Raw genomic sequence first — 18,725 nt, 5'->3', positions numbered from 1 at the left:
CGCATGGACACCCCGCTGAAGTGAATGGGATTCACATTTCAGGAGCCACGGTAGGTGATCCAGACCACTTCGAGCAAGTGACGGCGAGTGCGTTGGCGGTCACGACGAGCAAGATCCCGGCCCAGTGGTGTAGTGCCAGCTCCTCCCCGAGCACCACCAGCCCGGCCAGTGCGGCGAGCACCGGGTGAACGCTCATCGCCAGCCCGAACAGGCGCGCGGGAACCTTCCTGAGAGCGATCACATCGACCGCGTAGGGCACCACGCTGCAGAAGACACCGGCGCCGATCGCGTACAGGACCGACATCCCGGTCAGCTTCCCGTGCACCACCAGCAGCACCGCGACCGGGACGTAGAGCGTCGCCGACATCGCCGTCGCGACGGCGGGCGCCTGCAACCCCGGCAGCCGCGCGCCGACCAGCCGGTTGAGCAGGATGTAGGCGGCCCAGCAGCCCGCGGCCAGCAGGCCGAGGCCGACACCGAGGTAGTCGCTGCTCGGGCCGGGCAGCACGAGCACGTACACCCCGACCGCCGCGACCAGCACGAACAGCACGTCGCGGCGCGTGCGCGACCCGGCCAGCGCGACGCCGAGCGGCCCGAGCACCTCCAGCGTCACGGCGAGGCCGAGACCGATCCGGTCGATCGCCATGTACAGGCTGAGGTTCATCGTCGCGAACACCAGACCGAGCGCGATCGTCGGCCACCACTGCGCCCACGTGAACCGGCGCAGGTTGGGCCTGGCCATCGGCAGCAGCACGGCGGCGGCCACGAACTGGCGCACCGCCACCACCCCGGCCGGTCCGATGGCGGCGAACGCGTGGGCGCCCACCGCGGCGCCGAGCTGGTTGCTGGCCGCGCTGGCGGTCATCGTCGCGAACGCTCCCGTGCTCTTCATGCGCACCAGCCTGCGTCGGCCGCATCGATGCGGGAAATGCATGAGCCGCACGACCTATACGCTGAACGCATGGATCTCCGGCACCTGCGCGCGTTCGTGGCGGTGGTCGACGCGGGCACGTTCACCGACGCCGCCGCCACGCTCGGCCTGACGCAGGCGTCGGTCTCCCGGTCGGTCGCCGCGCTGGAGGCGGCACTCGGTGCCCGGTTGCTGCAACGCACCACCCGGCACGTGGCGCTGACCCCGACCGGCACGCAGGTGCTGGCCGGTGCCCGCCGCGTGCTGGACGAGGTCGCGCACCTGCACCTGGTCGTCGAGCAGTCCCGCACCGAGCTGCGCGTCGGCTACGCCTGGGCCGCGCTCGGCCGGCACACGCGGCGCGTGCAGAAGGCCTGGGCCGCGGCCCATCCCGGCTTGCCGCTGGTGTTCGTGCACTCGAACTCGGCGTCAGCGGGCCTCGCGGAGGGCGCGGCCGAGGTCGCGGTGGTCCGCCGCGCGCTCGACGACCCCAGGTTCGAGACGGCCCTGCTCGGCACCGAACGCCGCTACGGCGTGGTCGCGACGGACAACCCGTTGGCGCGCAAGCGTTCCCTCAAGCTCGCCGACCTGGCGAAGTACGCGATGGCGATCGACGACCGCACCGGCACCACCACGCTGGACCTGTGGCAGCCCGGCGGGGCACCCGCAGTCGTGCGCACCACGAGCAGCGTCGACGAGTGGCTGACGCTGATCGCGGCGGGCCAGGCCGTCGGCATGACGTCGGAGGCCACCGCCAACCTCAACCCGCGTCCCGGCGTCGCCTACCGGGTCGTGCGGGACGCGCCGCCGATCGCGGTGTGGCTCGCGTGGTGGAAGGACCAGCCGCCGCGGCACCTCACGGACCTGGTCGCGCTGGCCTGCGAGGCCTACCGGGGGTGAGGAAGCGCTCCCGTTCCCGTCCGGTGCGGACCTGCCCGTCGCGCCATCACCTCGTGCACCACCGCGATCAACGCCCTGGTCGCCGCGGTCGGGGCGCGGTCGGTGGGCCGGGCCAGCCCGATCGGCCAGCGCAGGTCCGCACCGGTCACCCGCAGCGTCGCCACGCCCCGCGCGCCACCGAGGACGTAGCCGGGCAGCAACGCGATGCCCAGCCCGTTGCGGACGAAGTCGACGCCGGTGACGATGTCCGAGATCTCCAGCGTCACCCGGCGCGGCACGGCGGCCGCGGTGAACGCGCGGTCCGCGACGGCCCGGTTGCCGTAGCCCAGCGGCGAGTCGATGAAGTCCATGCCCGCGAGGTCGGTGATGGGCACCTCTTGCCGGCACGCCAGCGGGTGGTCGTCGGGCACCACCAGGTCCATGACCGAGTGCGCCAGCTCGTCGAGGACGATCCCGGCGGGCACCTCCCCCGGCAGCGACACGAAGGAGAGGTCGAGCCTGCGGTCCAGCAGCTGCTCGACCAGCCCCACCGAACCCCCGGTCGCCGCACGCGTGCGCACCTGCACGCCGGGGTGGCGGCGGTGGAACTCGCCGAGCAGGCCGGGCAGGTCGACCAGGGTCATCGCGGTGAGCGTGCCGATCCGCACCGTGCCGGTGAGCCCGTCCTTCACCTGCGCGACGGCGTTCCTGGCCTCGGTGGCGGCGTCCAGCACGGCCTGCGCCCTGGGCAGCAGCGCCGCCCCCGCGTCGGTCAGCAGCACCCGCTTGGAGTTGCGGTCGAGCAGCGGCGCGCCGAGGTCGCGTTCGAGGGTCTTGATGGCGGCCGAGACCGCCGACTGCACCACGTGCACGCGGGCGGCGGCGCGGGTGAAGTTGCCCTCTTCGGCGACCGCGACGAAGTACTCCAGCTGACGGAGGTCCACACCAGCGAGTATCTCAGAAGGTGATGATCGCGAGCTGCAACTTTCGTTGGACGTGATGGTCCGCCGGGCGCAGGGTGGGGGCATGTCCGTGCTCCTCGAAACACCGGTCGCCCCGACCGCCACCAGCAAGCCCCACGGCCGCGGTTTCTGGGCCGTCGCCTTCGCCTTCGCCGTCGCGATGGCCTACTCGACCGTGCCCGCACCCCTCTTCCCGCTCTACGTGGCCCGCGAGGGGTTCTCGACCTTCGCCGTCACCGTCGTGTTCGCCGCGTTCGCGGCCGGCGTCGTGATCAGCCTCGTGCTCGCGGGTCACGTCTCGGACTGGGTGGGCCGCAAGAAGGTCCTGCTCCCCGCGCTCGGCCTGGAGGTCGTCTCCGCCGTGCTGTTCCTGACCAGCACGGCACTGCCCGTCCTGGTCGTCGCCCGCGTGGTCAACGGGCTGGGCGTCGGCATGATCGCCGCGACCGCCACCGCCTACCTGCACGACCTGCACACCCGGCACCGCCCCGGTGCCTCCCCGCGCCGGTTCGAGATCGTCTCCACCGCGGCGAACATCGGCGGCCTCGGCACCGGCGCCCTGCTCGCGGGTGTGCTCGCGCAGCACTCGGCCACCCCGCTGAGCACCCCGTACGTCGTGCTGGCCGGGCTGCTCGTCGTGGCCCTCGCCGCCGTCGCCCTGACGCCGGAGACCGTGCAACGCCGCCGGGTCCCCTACCGCCCGCAGCGGATCAGCGCGGACCACGGCGACCGCAGGGCCTACTTCGCCGCGGCGGCCGGCGCCGTGTCCTCGTTCGCGGTGTTCGGCGTCTTCTCCTCGGTCTCCACGGGTTTCGTGGCGGGCGAGCTGCACCACCCGTCCCGCACGCTGGCCGGGCTCGTCGTGTTCATCGTCTTCGGCGGTGCCGCGCTCGCCCAGACCGCGACCGGCGGCCTCTCCCCCGCCGCCCGTCGCGGTGCGGGGCTCGGCGGGCAGGCGCTCGGCGTCGTGCTGGTCGTGGCCGGCATGACCGCGACAAGCCTCCCGCTGTTCCTGCTCGGCGGCGCGGTCGCCGGGGTGGGCGCGGGCGTGCAGTTCAAGTCCTCGGTGGGCGCGGTCGCGGCGATGGCGGCCCCCGCACGCCGCGGTGAGGCGCTGGCCGGTCTGTTCTTCCTCGCCTACCTGGGCATGAGCGTGCCGTCGCTGGCGATCGGCCTGGCCACCCGCTGGCTCGCGCCGACCACCGCCATGACGTGGTTCGCCGGGCTCCTGCTCGTGCTGCTGGCCGGGGTGGCGGTGCTCAGTCGACGTGCGTCGTGACCGGGTGCCGCACGTCCGCGGTGCAGGTGAAGACGTTCAGGTTCCCCTCGCGGCCGAACACCCACTCGACGTCGTCACCGGACGGCTCGTGCGTCGCGAGCGACAGCGTCTGGCGCTGGAGCGCACCGCACTCGGGGCAGTGGAACTCGACGGGGCCGCTCTGCCACCACGCGGTCCAGCCGCCGATCTTCGTGCCACCCGAGACCTTCTCGGCGCTCTCGGTGTACCGGATGGGTTCGAGCACGTTGACCGTGGGGACGTAGAGCTCCTCCTGCGCAGACGGCTCCGGCTCCTCCTCGACCAGCTCGACCACCGCCGCGGAGTCGCGCCACACCAGCCGCACGTCCGGCCCGTAGGCGTGCGGGAGGTCGTGGTGCAGGGTGCAGAGGAAGACCTGCAGCACGTCGGTGCCGTCCGGGAAGGGCAGCTCCGGGAAGTCGCGCCGGTAGAGCTGCACGGCGCCGACGAACGGCTCGCCCCCGCTCGCGGGGTCGTGCGCGGCACCGTCGCACCACGGCCACGGCTCGTCGATCGGCCACAGCACCGGGCCGCCGATGTGGCTGTCGGCGTCGGTCGGATCGCCTTCCAGCGGGTTCAGCAACACCGCGGGACGCGCCTGTTCGTCGGTGGTCGGCACGAGCCGGAAGGCTAGCGGCCGGGCAGCGGGGTAACGATGGCGCGGTCGGCACCGACCTCAGCGGGCATGAGGTTCTTGATCACACCGGTGCTCCTGGCCGTCCTCGCGACGGGCTGCACCTCGGAGGTCACCGGGTCCGGTACCGGCGCGGACACCACCACCACGACCACCACCACTGCGGCCGACCCGACGACCAGGCAGGTGGAGACGCCGACCACCACGGCGGGCAAGGCGACCGCACTGGACGGCGTGCCTCCCGAGCAGTACGAGAGCCTGCCCTCGCAGTTCTGCGACCGCCCCTTCGCCGGCGCCCGCGGCAAGCCGATGCTGGCCGTCGTGGTGGAGACCCCCGCGGGGAGGCTGAACTGCGACCAGGCAGCGGCCGTGCTGGTCGACTACTACACCGAGCGCCGGGAGCCGATGTCCGGCATGCCGCCGGTCGAGATCGGCCCGATGTCGTGCAACCAGGCCCCCGAGGGGATCATGCCGCAGGTCGTGTGCGCCGACGAGGACAACGTCATCTACTCGATGTGGCCGCAGACGTGACCCGGCGGGGGTGGGCGAGGAGATCGCCCACCCCCGCCGGCACGGGACGTCAGTCGGTTCCGGACTCGATCGCGGCCGCGTCGAGCAGCGCGTCGGCCTCGGAGACCTCACCGCGCGAGGCGATGACCTCGGCGCCGCCGTCGGGCACGTCGCCGATCAGCTTCGTCGGCTCGACCTGGGCCGAGATGAGCTCGGACTGGCGGGTGCCGACCATGCCGAGGCCCGCGAAGAGCTCCAGCTTGGCGCGCGAGTCCGCGATGTCGAGGTTGCGCATGGTCAGCTGGCCGATGCGGTCGACCGGGCCGAACGCCGAGTCCTCGGTGCGCTCCATCGACAGCTTGTCCGGGTGGTAGCTGAACGCCGGGCCGGACGTGTCGAGGATCGAGTAGTCGTCGCCCCTGCGCAGCCGCAGCGTGACCTCGCCGGTGACCGCGGAACCGACCCAGCGCTGCAGCGCCTCGCGGATCATCAGCGACTGCGGGTCGAGCCAGCGGCCCTCGTACAGCAGCCGGCCGAGCTTGCGGCCCTCGGTGTGGTAGCTCGCGACGGTGTCCTCGTTGTGGATCGCGTTCACGAGGCGGTCGTAGGCGATGTACAGCAGCGCCATGCCGGGCGCCTCGTAGATGCCGCGGCTCTTGGCCTCGATGATGCGGTTCTCGATCTGGTCGGACATGCCCAGACCGTGGCGGCCACCGATCGCGTTGGCCTCCAGCACGAGGTCGACGGAGCTGCCGAACTCCTTGCCGTTGATGGTGACCGGGCGGCCCTGCTCGAACCCGATGGTCACGTCCTCGGCGGCGATCTCGACCGACGGGTCCCAGAACTTGACGCCCATGATCGGCTCGACGATCTCGATGCCCTCGTTGAGCAGCTCGAGCGACTTGGCCTCGTGCGTCGCACCCCAGATGTTCGCGTCGGTGGAGTACGCCTTCTCGACGCTCGACCGGTAGGGCAGGTCGCGCTCCAGCAGCCACTCGGACATCTCCTTGCGGCCGCCGAGCTCGGTCACGAACTCCGCGTCCAGCCACGGCTTGTAGATCCGCAGCGACGGGTTCGCGAGCAGGCCGTAGCGGTAGAACCGCTCGATGTCGTTGCCCTTGTAGGTCGAGCCGTCGCCCCAGATCTGGACGTCGTCGTCGAGCATGGCGCGCACGAGCATGGTGCCCGTGACGGCGCGGCCGAGCGGGGTCGTGTTGAAGTACGCGCGGCCACCGGAGCGGATGTGGAACGCGCCGCACGCCAGTGCCGCGAGCCCCTCCTCGACGAGCGCCGAGCGGCAGTCCACGAGACGCGCGATCTCCGCGCCGTACGTGCCCGCGCGGCCGGGGACCTTGTCGATCTCCGGCTCGTCGTACTGACCGATGTCCGCGGTGTACGTGCACGGCACCGCGCCCTTCTCACGCATCCACGCGACCGCGACGGAAGTGTCGAGACCACCGGAGAAGGCGATGCCGACGCGTTCGCCGGCGGGAAGTGAAGTGAGCACCTTGGACACGACAATGATTATGCACGACTGTGTATGAACATGCACACCGGGGTGGCTGTTAGTTGTGCCTCAGGTAGTGCTCGGCGATGTCGTCGCTGGTCGTGAGCCACACGTCGGGTGCGGCAGCGAGGTGGGCGAGCGCCCGGTCGAGGTACTTGTGCCGGAACGCCTGACCGGTGACGAACGGGTGCAGCGCCAGCGCGAGCACCCGGCCGCCCTCGGCGTGCAGCACCTCGTACTGGTCCTCGACCATCCGCAGGAAGTCCGGCCCGGAGCGGTCGAGCAGCATCAGGTCGTTGAGCTCCACCGAGTACGGCACGCTGATCATGCCCGGGACGGTGAGCCGGAACGGCTGGTCGTCGGCGGTCCAGTCGAGCACGTAGCTCAGCCCGAGCTCGGCGAGCAGCTCCGGCGTGCGGGAGGTCTCGGTGAGCCCCGGCCCCATCCAGCCGCGCGGCCGGATGCCGGTCGCATCTTCGATCGTGTTCACGACCCCGGCGAGCACCTCGCGTTCGCGTTCCTCCGTCAGGCCGGTGTGCAGCTTGGAGTTCGTCTCGCCGTGCGCGAGCCACGCCCAGTCGCGCTCGACGCCGGCCTCGACGATCCGCGGGTACCGCCTCGCCGCCAGGGAGTTGAGCAGGACGCTGGCGCGCAGGCCGTGGCGGTCGAGCGCGTCGATGGTGCGCCAGATGCCGACGCGGGGGCCGTAGTCGCGCCAGCCGTGGTTGAGCGGGTCGGGCGTGAGCTCGGCGGTGCCCGGCCAGATGCTCGTGGACGGCGTGCCGAGCAGGAAGTGCTCCACGTTCAAGCCGACGTACACGGCGACCCTCGCGCCGTTCGGCCAGGCCAGCGGCGGGCGGTCGATGATCGGCGAGTAGTCGTAGAGCTTGTTCTCCGTCATGTCCCGACGGTAGGAGTTGACATCAATGTCAGGTTCAAGTCCGTTCCGGAGGCGGAGATGCGCATCGGCGAGCTGGCGCGGCGCACGGGCGTGAGCGAACGGTCGCTGCGCTACTACGAGCAGCAGGGCCTGCTGGCGCCGACGCGGACGGCGGGCGGGCACCGCGAGTACCCGGACGGCGCCGTCGACCGGGTGGTCCGCATCCAGGAGCTGTTCGCGGCGGGCCTGTCGAGCAGGAAGGTGTTCTCGCTGCTGCCGTGCCTGCGCGACGCCGACGGCGGCCCGTCCGAGGTCGCGACACCGCGGCTGGTCGCCGAACTGGAGGACGAACGCGCGCGGATCGACCGGATGATCGCCGACCTGCGCACGACCCGCGCGGTGCTCGACGACGTGATCGACACCGCCCGAGGAGAAAACACCTAGGCACGCCCAGGTCTTCGAGCAGTTCGTCGTGACCGTCCCGGCCGTCGAGTCGTTCGCGGTCACCGGCCGCGAGCTGATCCCGGCGTTGTGAATTTCCCGGTACGGCAAAGATTCAGTGAACCACCTAGACGTGAACGCTGTTCATGTACAACCTTTTGCCTGCACGCCTCTCCGCTCCCCTGCTCCCGGAATCGAGGCCCTGTGAGGAAGAAGCTCCTGCCTGCCCTGCTCGGCGCACTGCTGGTCACCGCGCTGTTCCCCGGCGTCGCGCTCGCCGACCCGCCCCGCGCCATCCCCGCGAACTTCACGGCGGAGGACGGCAAGTGGCAGCCGGCGTTCGACTACGACGGCGACGGCTGCTACCCGACCCCGGCGATCTCGCCGACCGGCCAGGTGGCGCCGGGCCTGAAGAACTCGGGTGCCCTCAACGGCGACTGCCACGACCAGTCGGACCTGGACAACACCAACTCCTACAGCCGGTCCAAGTGCAACAACGGCTGGTGCGCCTACCTGTACGACCTGTACTTCGAGAAGGACCAGGCCGTGCCGCTGTGGGACTGCTGCGGCCACCGGCACGACATCGAGCACGTGGTCGTCTGGGTGCAGAACGACGTCGCCCAGTACGTCTCGGTCTCGGCGCACGGCAAGTACAACACCTTCTCGCGCGACAAGGTGCAGTGGGAGGGCACCCACGCGAAGGTGATCTACCACAAGGACGGCGCCAGCACGCACTGCTTCCGGCTCGCCGGCTACAACGAGCAGGCGGAGAACCACTACGGCGTCTACCAGTACCCGGACCTCGTGAGCTGGGACCGGTTCCCCGGCGGTGTGCGCGACGTCCTCGTGAACGCGGACTTCGGCAGCGCCTCGCTGGCGATCAAGGACAGCGCGTTCAACGGCAACCTCGCGAGCGCCAAGCCCGCCGGCATCGCGTTCGACCCGCACGCCTGAGCCGTGCCGCGCTGGGCCCGGTCTCCGGGCTCAGCGCACCGGCCGCCCGTGCTCGCACAGGACGACCCCGTCGGAGCCGACGGCGTGCAGCGCGGCCTCGACCCGGCGCGCCAGCACCGGTTTCAGCAGGCCGCGTGCCTCGTCGAGGGGGAACAGCCCGGCCGAGCGGATCTCCGGGTCGGTCAGCTCCAGTGCGGCCACCTCGGCCGCGGTGACCAGGCCGCCGTCGAACACGAACGCGAGCCCCTCCGGCATCGGCCCGTCCGCGGGGACGTGGTCGACCACCAGCAGCCGCCCGAGCGGCCGCTGCACCCCGAGCTCCTCGCGCACCTCGCGCACCGCCGTGCGCCACGGCGCCTCACCGGCGTCGACCGCACCGCCCGGGATCTCCCACCACCGCTTGTAGGTGGTCTCCACCAGCAGGACCCGCGCCCGGTCGTCGCGGAACAGCACCCCGGCCGCAGCGCGCTTCCTGCTCAGCGACGCCGCGTACTCCGCGTACGGCAGAAGATCCACACCCGCGGAGGCTACTCGGCCACGCGGTCGTCCCACTCGCCCAGGAGCTCCCTTCCCGGCCCACCTCGCTCTGCTGGCGTCTGGTACTTGCAGATGCCGGTGAAGCCATGGGGGTCAGCGGCGGGCGGCGAGGAGCGCGGACACCGTGACGAACCGGAACCCGCGCTCCTTCAGACCGGCGATGATCGGCCGCAGCGCCTGCCGGGTCTGGTCCCGCCCGGCGTACATGGGGTGCAGCAGGACGATCGACCCCGGCTTGGTCTGCGCGAGCGTCTCGCTGACGACCCGGTCCTTCGGCGGTGTGCCCGCGGAGTCCGGTTCCACGTCCCACATCACCGTGGTCCGGTCGTGCTGCTCCAGGTAGTACGGCAACGCGAAGAGCTTCTTGCCGTTGGGCGGCCGGAAGTGGATGGCACCGCTGTAGCCGGTCCTGCGGATCGCCGCGTCGGTGTCCTCGACCTCCTTCGCCACGAAACCCGGTGTCACACCGAACATCCGCTCGTGCGAGAAGGTGTGGTTGCCGATCTCGTGCCCGGCCCGCGCGATCCTGCGCCCCAGCTCCGGGTGCTCCTCCAGGTCGCGGCCCACGAGGAAGAACGTGGCCGTCACGCCCTCGGCGGCGAGCACGTCGAGCACCTGCTGCGTACCGGCCGGGTCGGGACCGTCGTCGAAGGTCAGCGCGACGACGTTCTCGGTGGTCTCGACCCGGTGCACGAGGTCACCGAAGAACTGGAACGTGCGCGACCTGCTGACGTTCCACAGCACCACGGCGGCGGTCAGCACGACGACCACGCTGACGGCGGTGATGATCGTCGGCTTGCGGGACAACCACTTCATCCGCCCACTATGCCGAGGACCGCCGTCCCGACGCGCAGCACCCCGTCGTCAAGCGGCACGCACCGCACGCCACCCTTGCCGCGCAACGCCTTGAACGCTCCGGGCGCGATCACCCGGTCCATCCACGCGCACGGGTTCGCCGGCCGGTGCACCTCGAACCGGACCGGCCCGTCACCGCTGTCGAGGCTGAACGCGGTGCCGCGCACCAACGCGTCCACGTCGAACCCGCGCACCACGACGTTGCGCCGCGCGACCAGCGGGTCCACCGGCCACGGCGCGAGCGACTCGGCGGCGAGGAACGTGACCGCCGCGTTGCGGTGCGCCGGGTGGTTGAAGTACCGGTCCCCCACGATCCCGAGCTTCGCGCGCACCTCGACGTGGTCGTGCGAGACGGGCCCCGGATCGGGACGCGGCCCGTCCGACGGACGGCCCTCGTAGGCGTGCACGGCGGAGGCGTGCAGCGCGACGATCTCCACCGCTTGCCCGGTTGCCGTCCCGGCCTCAGGTAGTGGCAGGTGCAGCCGTTGTGCCATGGCCGGTTGCCGAGGTGTGTGCGCTGGTGGTGCGTGCCGAGGAAGTCCCGGATCTCCGCCGGTGGTCGCTTCGGTCGTCCATGCGGTCCACGGTACGTGCCATCGGCCCGCCGAGGAGCCTCCTGACCGGCCGAACCGGACTCACGCCCGCGCTGTCCCGTTGGCCCTGGCCGGTTTCGGCCTGGGCGTCGGTCGTCGAGGCGCCTGCCGCGGGTGGCTCGGCGGCTACGGCGCGGAGGTGGTGCTGCCGGAGATCGTGCCGGGCGTGCGGCCCGTTGTGGCCGTGCGGGTACGTTGGACGGGTCCGCGAACGAGGAGAGGCGAGGATGAGCCAGGCGCTGCCGTTGGAGATCGGGGTGCACGACCGCGGTGCCGACACGGTCGCGGCGGTCGTCGGGGAGCTCGACTTCGGCACGACCCCTCGGATGCTGGAGGTGGTCGAACCGCTCGCCGCCCAGGGCGGGACGCTGGTGCTGGACCTGTCCGGGCTCGACTTCTGCGACTCCAGTGCGCTCAGCGCGCTGGTCAGGTTGCACAAGGTCGCCCTGGCAGCGGGTGGCGCGCTGCACCTGGCCGCATTGCGGCCCCAGGTCGAGTCGGCGATCAGGCTCACCTCGCTGCACCAGCTGCTGACGATCCACGCGCACGTGCCCGACGCACCTGGCGGATCAGCCCGGTGAACGACTTCTCCCCCCGGCCTGCCCGGGACGGTGGCGACTTCGCCTCGTTCGGCCTGTCGGACGTGGTGCGGCTGACCGCGGGACTCCGCGCCGCGGCCGAGGACGCCGACGACTTCGGCTCCGCCGCCGCTGAGGTCGTGGAACGGCTGCGCGGCCACTTCACGGACGAGCACGGGAGCTCGGTCGTGCTGTCGGCGCGGTTGTTCTCCACCCGCCGTTTCGCCGAGCTGCCCGAAGCGCTCCGGGAGGTCGCGCGCCGATCCGAGCCCGATGAGGCCGGTCCGGACACGTGGTGCCTGGTGCTGGAGGCCGGCTCCGGTGCGGAACCCGGCCAGAACGCACCGGTCGTGCGCCGCACACCCGGTGCGTTGGCACCGACCTCGGCCGAGGCCGCCGCTGCGGCGCCGATGGCCTTCGCGCTGGCCGCCGCGCTCGGCGTGCGGGACGCGGGCGGGCTGGCGCTGGACGCGGGCGAGCGGTGCGGTGTCTTCCTCGTGGCCGATGCCGACGGCAGCGAACACGTTCCGGACCAGGGCTTCGTCCGGGACCACGGGGTGCGCTCGGTGCTGGCGTTCGGTGGCGCGCTGCCGGACGGTGGCCTGTTCTGCGTGGTGCTGTCGGTGGGCGTGCCGATCTCGCCGCAGACCGCGGAGATGTTCCGGGCGGTGGCCGTCAGCGTCCGCACCGGGTTGCTGGCCCACCCCCTGGCCGGCCGCGGCGAGGTCGACGTGGCTGCCCAGCGCGACGCCCTGCTCGACCACCTCCGCGTGCTGGAGGACACCTCCCGTGAGCAGGCGACCGACCTCGAAAGCACGGTCGACCGGCTGCGCGCCGAGGCCGAGCTGGTCGACACCCTCCAGGTCGTCGGTCGCCGGCTGACCTCGCAGCTCGACCTCACCACGCTGGTCCAGGACGCCACGGACGCCGCGACCAAGGCCACCGGGGCGGAGTTCGGCGCGTTCTTCTACAACCTCGTCGACCAGTACGGCGAGTCCTACACCCTCTACACGCTGTCCGGCGTGCCGAAGTCGGCGTTCGAGCGCTTTCCCATGCCCCGCAACACCGACGTCTTCTCCGTCACCTTCAACGGCGAGGGCACGGTCCGCTCCGACGACATCACCCGGGACCCGCGGTACGGCCGCAACGACCCCCATCACGGGATGCCGCCGGGGCACCTGCCGGTGTGCAGCTACCTGGCCGTCCCGGTGGTCTCGCCGTCGTCGCGGGAGGTGCTGGGCGGGTTCTTCTTCGGTCACCACGAGGCCGGGCGGTTCACCGAGCGGCACCAGCAGCTCGCCGAGGGCATCGCGGGCTACGCGGCGATCGCCCTCGACAACGCGCGCCTGTTCGACCGCCAGCGCTCGACGGCGTCGGAGCTCACCCACAGCATGCTGCCCGCGGTGCCGCACGTGAGCGGTCTGGCCATCGCGTCCCGCTACCTGCCCGCGGCCACCGGCTCCGAGGTCGGCGGCGACTGGTTCGACGTGCTCGAACTGCCCGCCGGACGCACCGCTTTCGTGGTCGGCGACGTCGTGGGCCGGGGTGTGACAGCGGCGGCCGTGATGGGGCAGATGCGTACGGCCGTGCGTTCCTACGCGCTGCTGGACCTCCCGCCCTCCGACGTGCTGCGGCACGCGACGGCACTGGCCGGCGTCACCCCCAAAGCCACGTTCATCACCTGCTTCTACGCCGTGCACGACCCCGCGGACGACACGCTGACCTTCGCCAACGCCGGTCACCTGCCGGCGGTCCTGACCCACCCCGACGGCACGACGGACCTGATCGGCGAGGGGCTGGGCATGCCGTTGGGCGTCGGCGAGACGTTCCTGCAGCGGCAGACGTCGTTCCCGGTGGGCGCACGGCTGACCCTCTACACCGACGGTCTGGTCGAGAGCCGGGTCCGCGACCTCACCACCGGCATCAACGCGCTGCTGGCCGAGATCGGCTCCCTGCCGCCCGACGTGGACCTCCAGGTCGCCTGCGACAAGCTCATCGACCGCCTCACCGCCGGGCGCCACGACGACGACGTCGCCCTGCTGCACGTGCAGCGCCTGGCGGCGGACCGGCAGGTGGCCTCCATGCCGCTGGACACCGGGCCGGGCGTCGCGGCACGCGCCCGCGCGTTCGTCAGCGAGCAGCTGACCCGGTGGGACCTGGCCGAGGTGCGGGACGCGGCGCTCACCGTGACCAGCGAACTGGTCGCCAACGCCGTCCAGCACGCCGACCGCCCGGTCGTGCTGCGCCTGCACCTCGAGAACTCCCGGCTGTTCATCGACGTCGCCGACCACGGCACCTCCGGGCCCCGCCTGTTCAACGCCGGTCCGCAGGACGACCGGCACCGCGGGCTGCTGCTGGTCGACGCCTTCGCCACGCGGTGGGGCACCCGCGCGACCGAGGAGGGCAAGGTCGTCTGGGCCGAGATCGCCGCGGCGCAGCCCCGCGGCCCACGAGGAAGGTCGTGACCGCGTTCCGGGTCACCGCCGGTCGCACCCTCCGAACTGCCCGCGGCCGGGAGTACCTTCTACCGGTGGGCGCGTCGACGACGTGCGGCCTCGGCTCGATCCTGGCCGGTGGTCGCGACGATCGCCGCGGCGCAGGTGAGAGGCGGCTGAGGTGACGCGCAAGCGCAGGTCGGGGTTCGCCGGGCACGGACGGGGGTTCGGACCCCATGACCACGTGTGCTGGCGATACCGCGACAGGCACGATTTCCGGCACCGGGTCCGCGAGTTCCTGTCCGAAGGCCTGACCCTCGGTCACCGGGTCTGCTACATCGGCACCGGCACCCACGGCTCCCTGGTCGAGGACCTCGACGGGATCGACGGGATCGACGAGGCGCTGAAGAGCGAGACCGCGCAGGTCGCCTCGCTGGACAGCACCTACCCGGTGGGCGCGGTGGTCGAGCCCGCGGCGCAGGTGCGCACCTACGCCGCGGCGACGGAAGCGGCGCTGGCCGCCGGGTTCACCGGGTTCCGCGTCGCGGCCGACTGCACCTCGCTGGTGCGCACCCCGGCGCAGCTGGACGCGTTCGCCCGCTACGAGCACCGGATCGACCGGTACATGGTCGAGAGGCCGTTCTCGGCGATGTGCGCCTACGCCGCCGACGAGGTGGACGACCACGCGTTCGCGCAGCTGGCCTGCATGCACCCCAACGCCAACACCTCCTCCCCCGGCTTCCGGCTGCACGCCGCCGATGACCTGAGGACGGCCTTCGCCGGTGAGGTGGACCAGCTGAGCGAGGACCAGTTCGCCCTGGCCCTGCACCGCGCCGAGCTCCGTCCCCGCGACGGGCGGCTGGTGTTCGACGCGACCGGCCTCACCTTCCTCGACCACCGCGCCCTGCTGCGCCTGTCCCGCCACGCCGCTGATCGGGACGCCTCCGTCGTGCTGCGCACCTCCTGGCCAGGGGTGGCCGTCCTGGTGGACCTGCTCGACCTCACGAACGTCCGAGTGGAGAGCGCCGCATGACGATCACCGACCTCCCGCTCCCCGGCGAGTTCGTCCACCCCGCCGTGTTCTACTCCTCCGACGAGGAGTACCTGCACCTGTTGGTGCCCTTCATCGCGGAGGGCCTGGAGCTGGGCCACCCGGTCGCCGCCTCCGTGCCGGCCCGGCAACTGCGGCTGCTGCGCGAGGGCCTCGGTGCGAGCGCCGACGACGTGCTGCTGCTCGACATGGAGGTGGAGGGCCGCAACCCGGGCCGGATCATCCCCATGGTGCTGCGCCGGTTCGCCGACCGCCACCCCCGGAAGCACGTCCGCATCATCGGTGAACCCATCTGGGCCGCCCGCACCGACGTCGAGTACCCGGCCTGCGCCCAGCACGAAGCCCTGATCAACCTCGCCTTCGCCGGTCGTGACGTGACCATCGCCTGCCCCTACGACACCGCCGCGCTCGACGAACACGTCGTGGCCGACGCACTGGCCACCCACCCGCTGGTGTGGGAGACCGGCGGTCGCCACGGCAGTGACCGCTACGCCCCCGACGCCGTCGTCGACCGCTACAACCAGCCCTTCGACATCGCCCCGGACGCTGTCACGCTCGACGTCACGTCCTCCGCCGGCATCCGCGACGCCCGCCGCTTCGCCACCGCGCAGGCCAGCCGGCTCGGCCTGTCCGAGACCCGCACCGCCGACCTCGCGCTGATGACCACGGAACTCGTCTCCAACAGCCTCCGGCACGCCGGCGGCACCTGCCGGCTGAGCATCTGGCAGGCCGGCGACCACCTCGTCTGCACCGTCCAGGACGACGGCCACCTCGCCGATCCCCTCGCCGGCCGCCGTCCCGCGGCCCTCGACCAGGAGGGCGGTCGCGGTCTGCTGCTGGTCAACCAGCTCGCTGACCTCGTGCGCGTCCACACCGTCCCGCGAGGGACGACCACCCACGTCTTCCTGCACATCGTCTCCTGAGGGCACCACGCCGCGGTGGCGTCAACGCGACGACGAGGTCGTCGAGCTTTCGAAGGAGGCGCGACGCTGATCCCGGCCGCCCGCCGCGCCAGTGCCACCAGCCCTGCCGATCAATCGGCAGGGCTGGTGGCCGGTCGTGGTGGTGCGGTGTCAGCCGGTGGTGAACTGGACGGTGCGCTCCATCATGTCGCGGTTGCGACCGGTGGTGGAGGGCCACTGCTCGTAGACCAGCGTGGCCTGCTGGCCGGCCACGCTGCTGGAGGTGCCGATCAGCTGCGGGTAGCCGACGGTCTTGCCCGCGGCGGCGGTGAGCAGCGTGGTGGCCGCGCCCCAGGTGATGCCGTCGGTGCTCGTCTTCATGTACACGTGGGTGTTGTCGCCCCAGTTCTTGTAGACCAGGACGAACTTGCCCAGGTACGTGTTCCAGGTGAGGTCGCAGTCGGAGATGTCGGAGCCCAGCGAGGACAGGGGCTTGGTCTTCCCGGCGTCGGTGGAGGTGGAGGGCATGGACACGGTGAAGGCACTGCCGTCCCAGCCCTTCCAGGTGCCCGGCGCGGCACCGGGGTCGGTCGAGGCGTAGGCGATGCCGTGCCCGATGCCCAGCCACCGCTTGTCGATCGGGTCGTAGACCACCGAGTTGATCTCGGGGCCGCCGTTCTGGGCCGTCTGGGGCTGCGGCGTGCCGATGATCTGCCCCTCCTTGGTCCACGTGACGCCGTCGTCGGTCGAGACCGCCAGGCCGGTGGAGTTGTACTCGTAGCCGGTCACGCCGTCGGCGAAGACGTGGTCCTCGGCGTGGTAGAACCCGTAGATGGCTCCGGACGGGTCCTCGGGGTCGCGCACCGCCTGGAACAGCCACGCGCCGTTGCCGTCGAAGCTCCCCTTGGGGCCGGCGCTGAGCACGGCGGTCGTCGGGTTGACCGGGCTCATCGTGTCGAGCGTCTGCCCGGTGCTGCGGTAGTTCACGCCGTCGACCCAGAACGTGAGGTTCGCCGTGCCCGTGGCGTTGGGCAGGTAGGGGAAGGTCGAGTCGTTGGCGTACCACCGCACCTGGCTGTCCGGGATCGGGACGACCTGCGGGGAGCCGAGCGCGGTGGTGGTCGCCGCGCTCGCCGGCACGGCGGCGGAGGCGAGCAGGACCGCGGTCACGGCCAGTACGGGGGCGGTCCATCGGGTCCGGGGGTGGGTGCGCATGTCGGTTCACTCCTGATCGGTCGTGTTCGTTGTTTGTTTCTGACCAACGAACAATAAGACCGGCATGACAGGGCGCGAATATAATCCATTCGAGTGAACAGAGTTCAAACTTTCCTTTTCTTACAGCTTCTACCTGCGCAAACGTCACCGAATTCGCCGCTTTGTGTCACCGCTCACGGTGCCCCCGGTCACTTATTCAATTCTTAGACGTTTATCAGGCGCCTCTGCGGTTGTGAGTCCATTGGACGCATTGCCGCTTTTGCCGCCCGGAATGGAATTTCCGCCTCGGACGGTGTGCGTGCCATTCGGGTGGTCGGCCGCAACTCCATCGGCTGATTGTCGACGATCATCGCGCGTGGTCGGGTGGTCGTGGCTGGACATCCGCGCAGGAGGAGGCGTCAGTGTCGATTCACCGAAGAGTTCCGAGGGGCCGGTTCAGGACCTGGGCCGTGGCCGCCGTGTCGGTCCTCGTGCTCGGGTCGGCCGGAGCACTCGCGCCGCCGGCTCACGCCGTGGTCCCCCACCTCACCTGCAACGTCAACGTGCAGCTCAGCTTCAGCCCCGCGCTGACCGCCGTGCAGACCACGGCGTCGGTGACGGCGGTGGCGAACCTCGTGAACTGCCTGTCCCCCAACGGTTCGCACCCGGAACTGGCCGGCGGGGCGGTCACCAGCGCCACCGGCACGGCCACCAGCCTCGGCGGCGTGCCGTGCAACCTGCTGCTCACCCTCACCGGCTCGGCGACCATCCTGTGGTCCCCGGGAGACGAGCAGACCACCTTCGACTTCACCGTGCGCACCAACGTGCTCGACGGCACCGTGCAGCTGACGACCTGGCAGACCAGCGGTCCGCTGACCGGCACCACCTCGCAGACGGTGGGGGCGGCCAACCCCAACCTCGACTGCCTCCTCAACGGCCTGTCCGGCCTGGCCGTGCCGATCGGACAGACCACCTTCCTCTGATCAGCGCTGGAGGGTTCGGCCGTGTCCGTAATAGATACGTCACATCACGGCGGGGATGAACCGGCCGACACCGAACGTTCTCCTGGGTGAGAACCGAAGGCAGAGGAGTGACACTGTGACGGAGAAGGCAGTTCTCGCGGGCGGCTGTTTCTGGGGCATGCAGGACCTGTTCCGCCGCCACCCCGGCGTCGTCTCCACGCGCGTCGGCTACACCGGTGACCCCGAGACGCCGAACGCGACCTACCGCCGCCACGGCAACCACGCCGAGGCCATCGAGATCGTGTTCGACCCGGCGCAGCTGAGCTACCGGCAGGTCCTGGAGTTCTTCTTCCAGATCCACGACCCGTCGACGCGCAACCGGCAGGGCAACGACATCGGCGCCAGCTACCGGTCGGCGATCTTCTTTGAGACCGACGAGCAGAAGCGCGTCGCCGAAGAGGTCATCGCGGAGGTCGACGCCTCCGGCAAGTGGCCGGGCAAGGTCGTCACCGAGGTCACGCAGGCGACCGACTTCTGGGAGGCCGAGCCGGAGCACCAGGACTACCTGGAGCGCTACCCGAACGGTTACACCTGCCACTACGTCCGGCCGGAGTGGCAGCTGGGCGAGCGGTAGAGATCGCCGC

General features: G+C 71.3%; 20 protein-coding genes. 11 read left to right on the top strand and 9 right to left on the bottom strand.

Annotation, left to right across the window (positions count from 1 at the left end):
• Window positions 1-31: 31 nt before the first annotated feature.
• Window positions 32-892 carry an EamA family transporter gene (locus ACZ7CF_RS21275; protein ID WP_470370346.1) on the bottom strand — a complete coding sequence of 287 codons (861 nt, stop codon included), beginning with the start codon at window positions 890-892 and terminating at the stop codon, window positions 32-34.
• 69 nt (window positions 893-961) lie between these two features.
• Between ACZ7CF_RS21275 and ACZ7CF_RS21270 the strand changes: the two genes are divergently transcribed.
• Window positions 962-1,810 (top strand): LysR family transcriptional regulator, encoded by an 849-nt coding sequence (locus tag ACZ7CF_RS21270; RefSeq protein ID WP_470370345.1) that lies wholly within the window; start codon window positions 962-964, stop codon window positions 1,808-1,810.
• Here the strand turns inward: ACZ7CF_RS21270 and ACZ7CF_RS21265 are convergent.
• Window positions 1,798-2,733 (bottom strand): LysR family transcriptional regulator, encoded by a 936-nt coding sequence (locus ACZ7CF_RS21265; RefSeq protein ID WP_470370344.1) that lies wholly within the window; start codon window positions 2,731-2,733, stop codon window positions 1,798-1,800. The two genes, ACZ7CF_RS21270 and ACZ7CF_RS21265, sit on opposite strands and share 13 nt — an antisense overlap.
• Window positions 2,734-2,815: 82 nt before the next feature.
• On the opposite strand from ACZ7CF_RS21265, the gene ACZ7CF_RS21260 reads away from it, so the two are divergent.
• Complete coding sequence (locus ACZ7CF_RS21260; RefSeq protein WP_470370343.1) at window positions 2,816-4,030, top strand: MFS transporter; 1,215 nt, start codon at window positions 2,816-2,818, stop codon at window positions 4,028-4,030.
• On the opposite strand, the gene ACZ7CF_RS21255 is transcribed toward ACZ7CF_RS21260, so the two are convergent.
• The gene (locus ACZ7CF_RS21255) at window positions 4,011-4,667 is read right to left on the bottom strand and encodes a YwqG family protein (protein WP_360389834.1); all 657 of its coding nucleotides are present in this window, start codon (window positions 4,665-4,667) and stop codon (window positions 4,011-4,013) included. The genes ACZ7CF_RS21260 and ACZ7CF_RS21255 overlap by 20 nt on opposite strands.
• A 66-nt stretch (window positions 4,668-4,733) precedes the next feature.
• Between ACZ7CF_RS21255 and ACZ7CF_RS21250 the strand changes: the two genes are divergently transcribed.
• The gene (locus ACZ7CF_RS21250) at window positions 4,734-5,213 is read left to right on the top strand and encodes a hypothetical protein (protein WP_470370342.1); all 480 of its coding nucleotides are present in this window, start codon (window positions 4,734-4,736) and stop codon (window positions 5,211-5,213) included.
• A 49-nt stretch (window positions 5,214-5,262) separates the two neighbouring features.
• Here the strand turns inward: ACZ7CF_RS21250 and argG are convergent, their stop codons facing one another.
• Window positions 5,263-6,708 (bottom strand): argininosuccinate synthase, encoded by a 1,446-nt coding sequence (gene argG, locus ACZ7CF_RS21245; protein WP_360401358.1) that lies wholly within the window; start codon window positions 6,706-6,708, stop codon window positions 5,263-5,265.
• A 49-nt stretch (window positions 6,709-6,757) separates the two neighbouring features.
• Window positions 6,758-7,600 carry a polysaccharide deacetylase family protein gene (locus ACZ7CF_RS21240; protein ID WP_470370341.1) on the bottom strand — a complete coding sequence of 281 codons (843 nt, stop codon included), beginning with the start codon at window positions 7,598-7,600 and terminating at the stop codon, window positions 6,758-6,760.
• Between the two features lie 57 nt (window positions 7,601-7,657).
• Between ACZ7CF_RS21240 and ACZ7CF_RS21235 the strand changes: the two genes are divergently transcribed.
• Window positions 7,658-8,023 carry a MerR family transcriptional regulator gene (locus tag ACZ7CF_RS21235; RefSeq protein WP_360401352.1) on the top strand — a complete coding sequence of 122 codons (366 nt, stop codon included), beginning with the start codon at window positions 7,658-7,660 and terminating at the stop codon, window positions 8,021-8,023.
• Window positions 8,024-8,224: 201 nt separating this feature from the next.
• Window positions 8,225-8,974 (top strand): NPP1 family protein, encoded by a 750-nt coding sequence (locus ACZ7CF_RS21230; protein ID WP_470370340.1) that lies wholly within the window; start codon window positions 8,225-8,227, stop codon window positions 8,972-8,974.
• 30 nt (window positions 8,975-9,004) lie between these two features.
• Here ACZ7CF_RS21230 and ACZ7CF_RS21225 read toward each other — a convergent pair whose 3' ends face one another.
• The 3 genes from ACZ7CF_RS21225 to ACZ7CF_RS21215 all read right to left on the bottom strand — a co-directional run bounded on the left by ACZ7CF_RS21225 (window position 9,005) and on the right by ACZ7CF_RS21215 (window position 10,860).
• On the bottom strand, window positions 9,005-9,490 hold the full coding sequence (locus ACZ7CF_RS21225) for an NUDIX domain-containing protein (protein WP_470370339.1): 486 nt from the start codon (window positions 9,488-9,490) through the stop codon (window positions 9,005-9,007).
• Between the two features lie 114 nt (window positions 9,491-9,604).
• Window positions 9,605-10,327 (bottom strand): polysaccharide deacetylase family protein, encoded by a 723-nt coding sequence (locus ACZ7CF_RS21220; protein WP_360401346.1) that lies wholly within the window; start codon window positions 10,325-10,327, stop codon window positions 9,605-9,607.
• Complete coding sequence (locus ACZ7CF_RS21215) at window positions 10,324-10,860, bottom strand: MOSC domain-containing protein (protein ID WP_470370338.1); 537 nt, start codon at window positions 10,858-10,860, stop codon at window positions 10,324-10,326. The genes ACZ7CF_RS21220 and ACZ7CF_RS21215 overlap by 4 nt, the downstream gene beginning before the upstream one ends.
• Before the next feature lie 326 nt (window positions 10,861-11,186).
• On the opposite strand from ACZ7CF_RS21215, the gene ACZ7CF_RS21210 reads away from it, so the two are divergent.
• The 4 genes from ACZ7CF_RS21210 (at window position 11,187) to ACZ7CF_RS21195 (ending at window position 15,946) form a co-directional block, all read left to right on the top strand.
• A complete protein-coding gene (locus tag ACZ7CF_RS21210; RefSeq protein ID WP_360401340.1) occupies window positions 11,187-11,540 on the top strand; it encodes an STAS domain-containing protein in 354 nt (117 codons plus the stop codon).
• Window positions 11,537-14,002, top strand: a complete 2,466-nt coding sequence (locus ACZ7CF_RS21205; RefSeq protein ID WP_470370337.1) for an ATP-binding SpoIIE family protein phosphatase — start codon at window positions 11,537-11,539, stop codon at window positions 14,000-14,002. The genes ACZ7CF_RS21210 and ACZ7CF_RS21205 overlap by 4 nt, the downstream gene beginning before the upstream one ends.
• 214 nt (window positions 14,003-14,216) lie before the next feature.
• Entirely contained in the window at window positions 14,217-15,005 is a 789-nt protein-coding gene (locus ACZ7CF_RS21200; RefSeq protein WP_470370336.1) for an MEDS domain-containing protein, read from the top strand.
• Window positions 15,002-15,946, top strand: a complete 945-nt coding sequence (locus tag ACZ7CF_RS21195; protein ID WP_470370335.1) for an anti-sigma factor RsbA family regulatory protein — start codon at window positions 15,002-15,004, stop codon at window positions 15,944-15,946. Before ACZ7CF_RS21200 ends, ACZ7CF_RS21195 begins: the two co-directional genes overlap by 4 nt.
• Before the next feature lie 150 nt (window positions 15,947-16,096).
• Here the strand turns inward: ACZ7CF_RS21195 and ACZ7CF_RS21190 are convergent, their stop codons facing one another.
• The gene (locus tag ACZ7CF_RS21190) at window positions 16,097-17,140 is read right to left on the bottom strand and encodes a hypothetical protein (RefSeq protein ID WP_470370334.1); all 1,044 of its coding nucleotides are present in this window, start codon (window positions 17,138-17,140) and stop codon (window positions 16,097-16,099) included.
• Window positions 17,141-17,589: 449 nt separating this feature from the next.
• Here ACZ7CF_RS21190 and ACZ7CF_RS21185 point away from each other — a divergent pair, with 449 nt between their 5' ends.
• Both ACZ7CF_RS21185 and msrA read left to right on the top strand, forming a co-directional pair.
• A complete protein-coding gene (locus tag ACZ7CF_RS21185; RefSeq protein ID WP_470370333.1) occupies window positions 17,590-18,102 on the top strand; it encodes a hypothetical protein in 513 nt (170 codons plus the stop codon).
• Between the two features lie 115 nt (window positions 18,103-18,217).
• Window positions 18,218-18,715, top strand: coding sequence for a peptide-methionine (S)-S-oxide reductase MsrA (gene msrA, locus ACZ7CF_RS21180; RefSeq protein ID WP_360401322.1), 498 nt, complete (start codon window positions 18,218-18,220; stop codon window positions 18,713-18,715).
• The last annotated feature ends 10 nt before the right edge of the window (window positions 18,716-18,725 follow it).

The organism is Lentzea sp. NPDC036955 (genome assembly GCF_055608005.1).
Note: the sequence above shows the minus strand (reverse complement) of the source record. Positions and strands in the feature narration are given on the sequence as shown.

Bases quoted from the DNA above. Each gene is read 5' to 3' on its own strand.
- ACZ7CF_RS21250 (WP_470370342.1), top strand. From the start codon at position 4,734: ATGAGGTTCTTGATCACACCGGTGCTCCTGGCCGTCCTCGCGACGGGC.
- ACZ7CF_RS21235 (WP_360401352.1), top strand. From the start codon at position 7,658: ATGCGCATCGGCGAGCTGGCGCGGCGCACGGGCGTGAGCGAACGGTCG.
- ACZ7CF_RS21210 (WP_360401340.1), top strand. From the start codon at position 11,187: ATGAGCCAGGCGCTGCCGTTGGAGATCGGGGTGCACGACCGCGGTGCC.
- ACZ7CF_RS21215 (WP_470370338.1), bottom strand. From the start codon at position 10,860: ATGGCACAACGGCTGCACCTGCCACTACCTGAGGCCGGGACGGCAACC.
- ACZ7CF_RS21270 (WP_470370345.1), top strand. From the start codon at position 962: ATGGATCTCCGGCACCTGCGCGCGTTCGTGGCGGTGGTCGACGCGGGC.
- ACZ7CF_RS21260 (WP_470370343.1), top strand. From the start codon at position 2,816: ATGTCCGTGCTCCTCGAAACACCGGTCGCCCCGACCGCCACCAGCAAG.
- ACZ7CF_RS21190 (WP_470370334.1), bottom strand. From the start codon at position 17,140: ATGCGCACCCACCCCCGGACCCGATGGACCGCCCCCGTACTGGCCGTG.
- ACZ7CF_RS21195 (WP_470370335.1), top strand. From the start codon at position 15,002: ATGACGATCACCGACCTCCCGCTCCCCGGCGAGTTCGTCCACCCCGCC.
- ACZ7CF_RS21275 (WP_470370346.1), bottom strand. From the start codon at position 892: ATGAAGAGCACGGGAGCGTTCGCGACGATGACCGCCAGCGCGGCCAGC.
- ACZ7CF_RS21220 (WP_360401346.1), bottom strand. From the start codon at position 10,327: ATGAAGTGGTTGTCCCGCAAGCCGACGATCATCACCGCCGTCAGCGTG.
- ACZ7CF_RS21240 (WP_470370341.1), bottom strand. From the start codon at position 7,600: ATGACGGAGAACAAGCTCTACGACTACTCGCCGATCATCGACCGCCCG.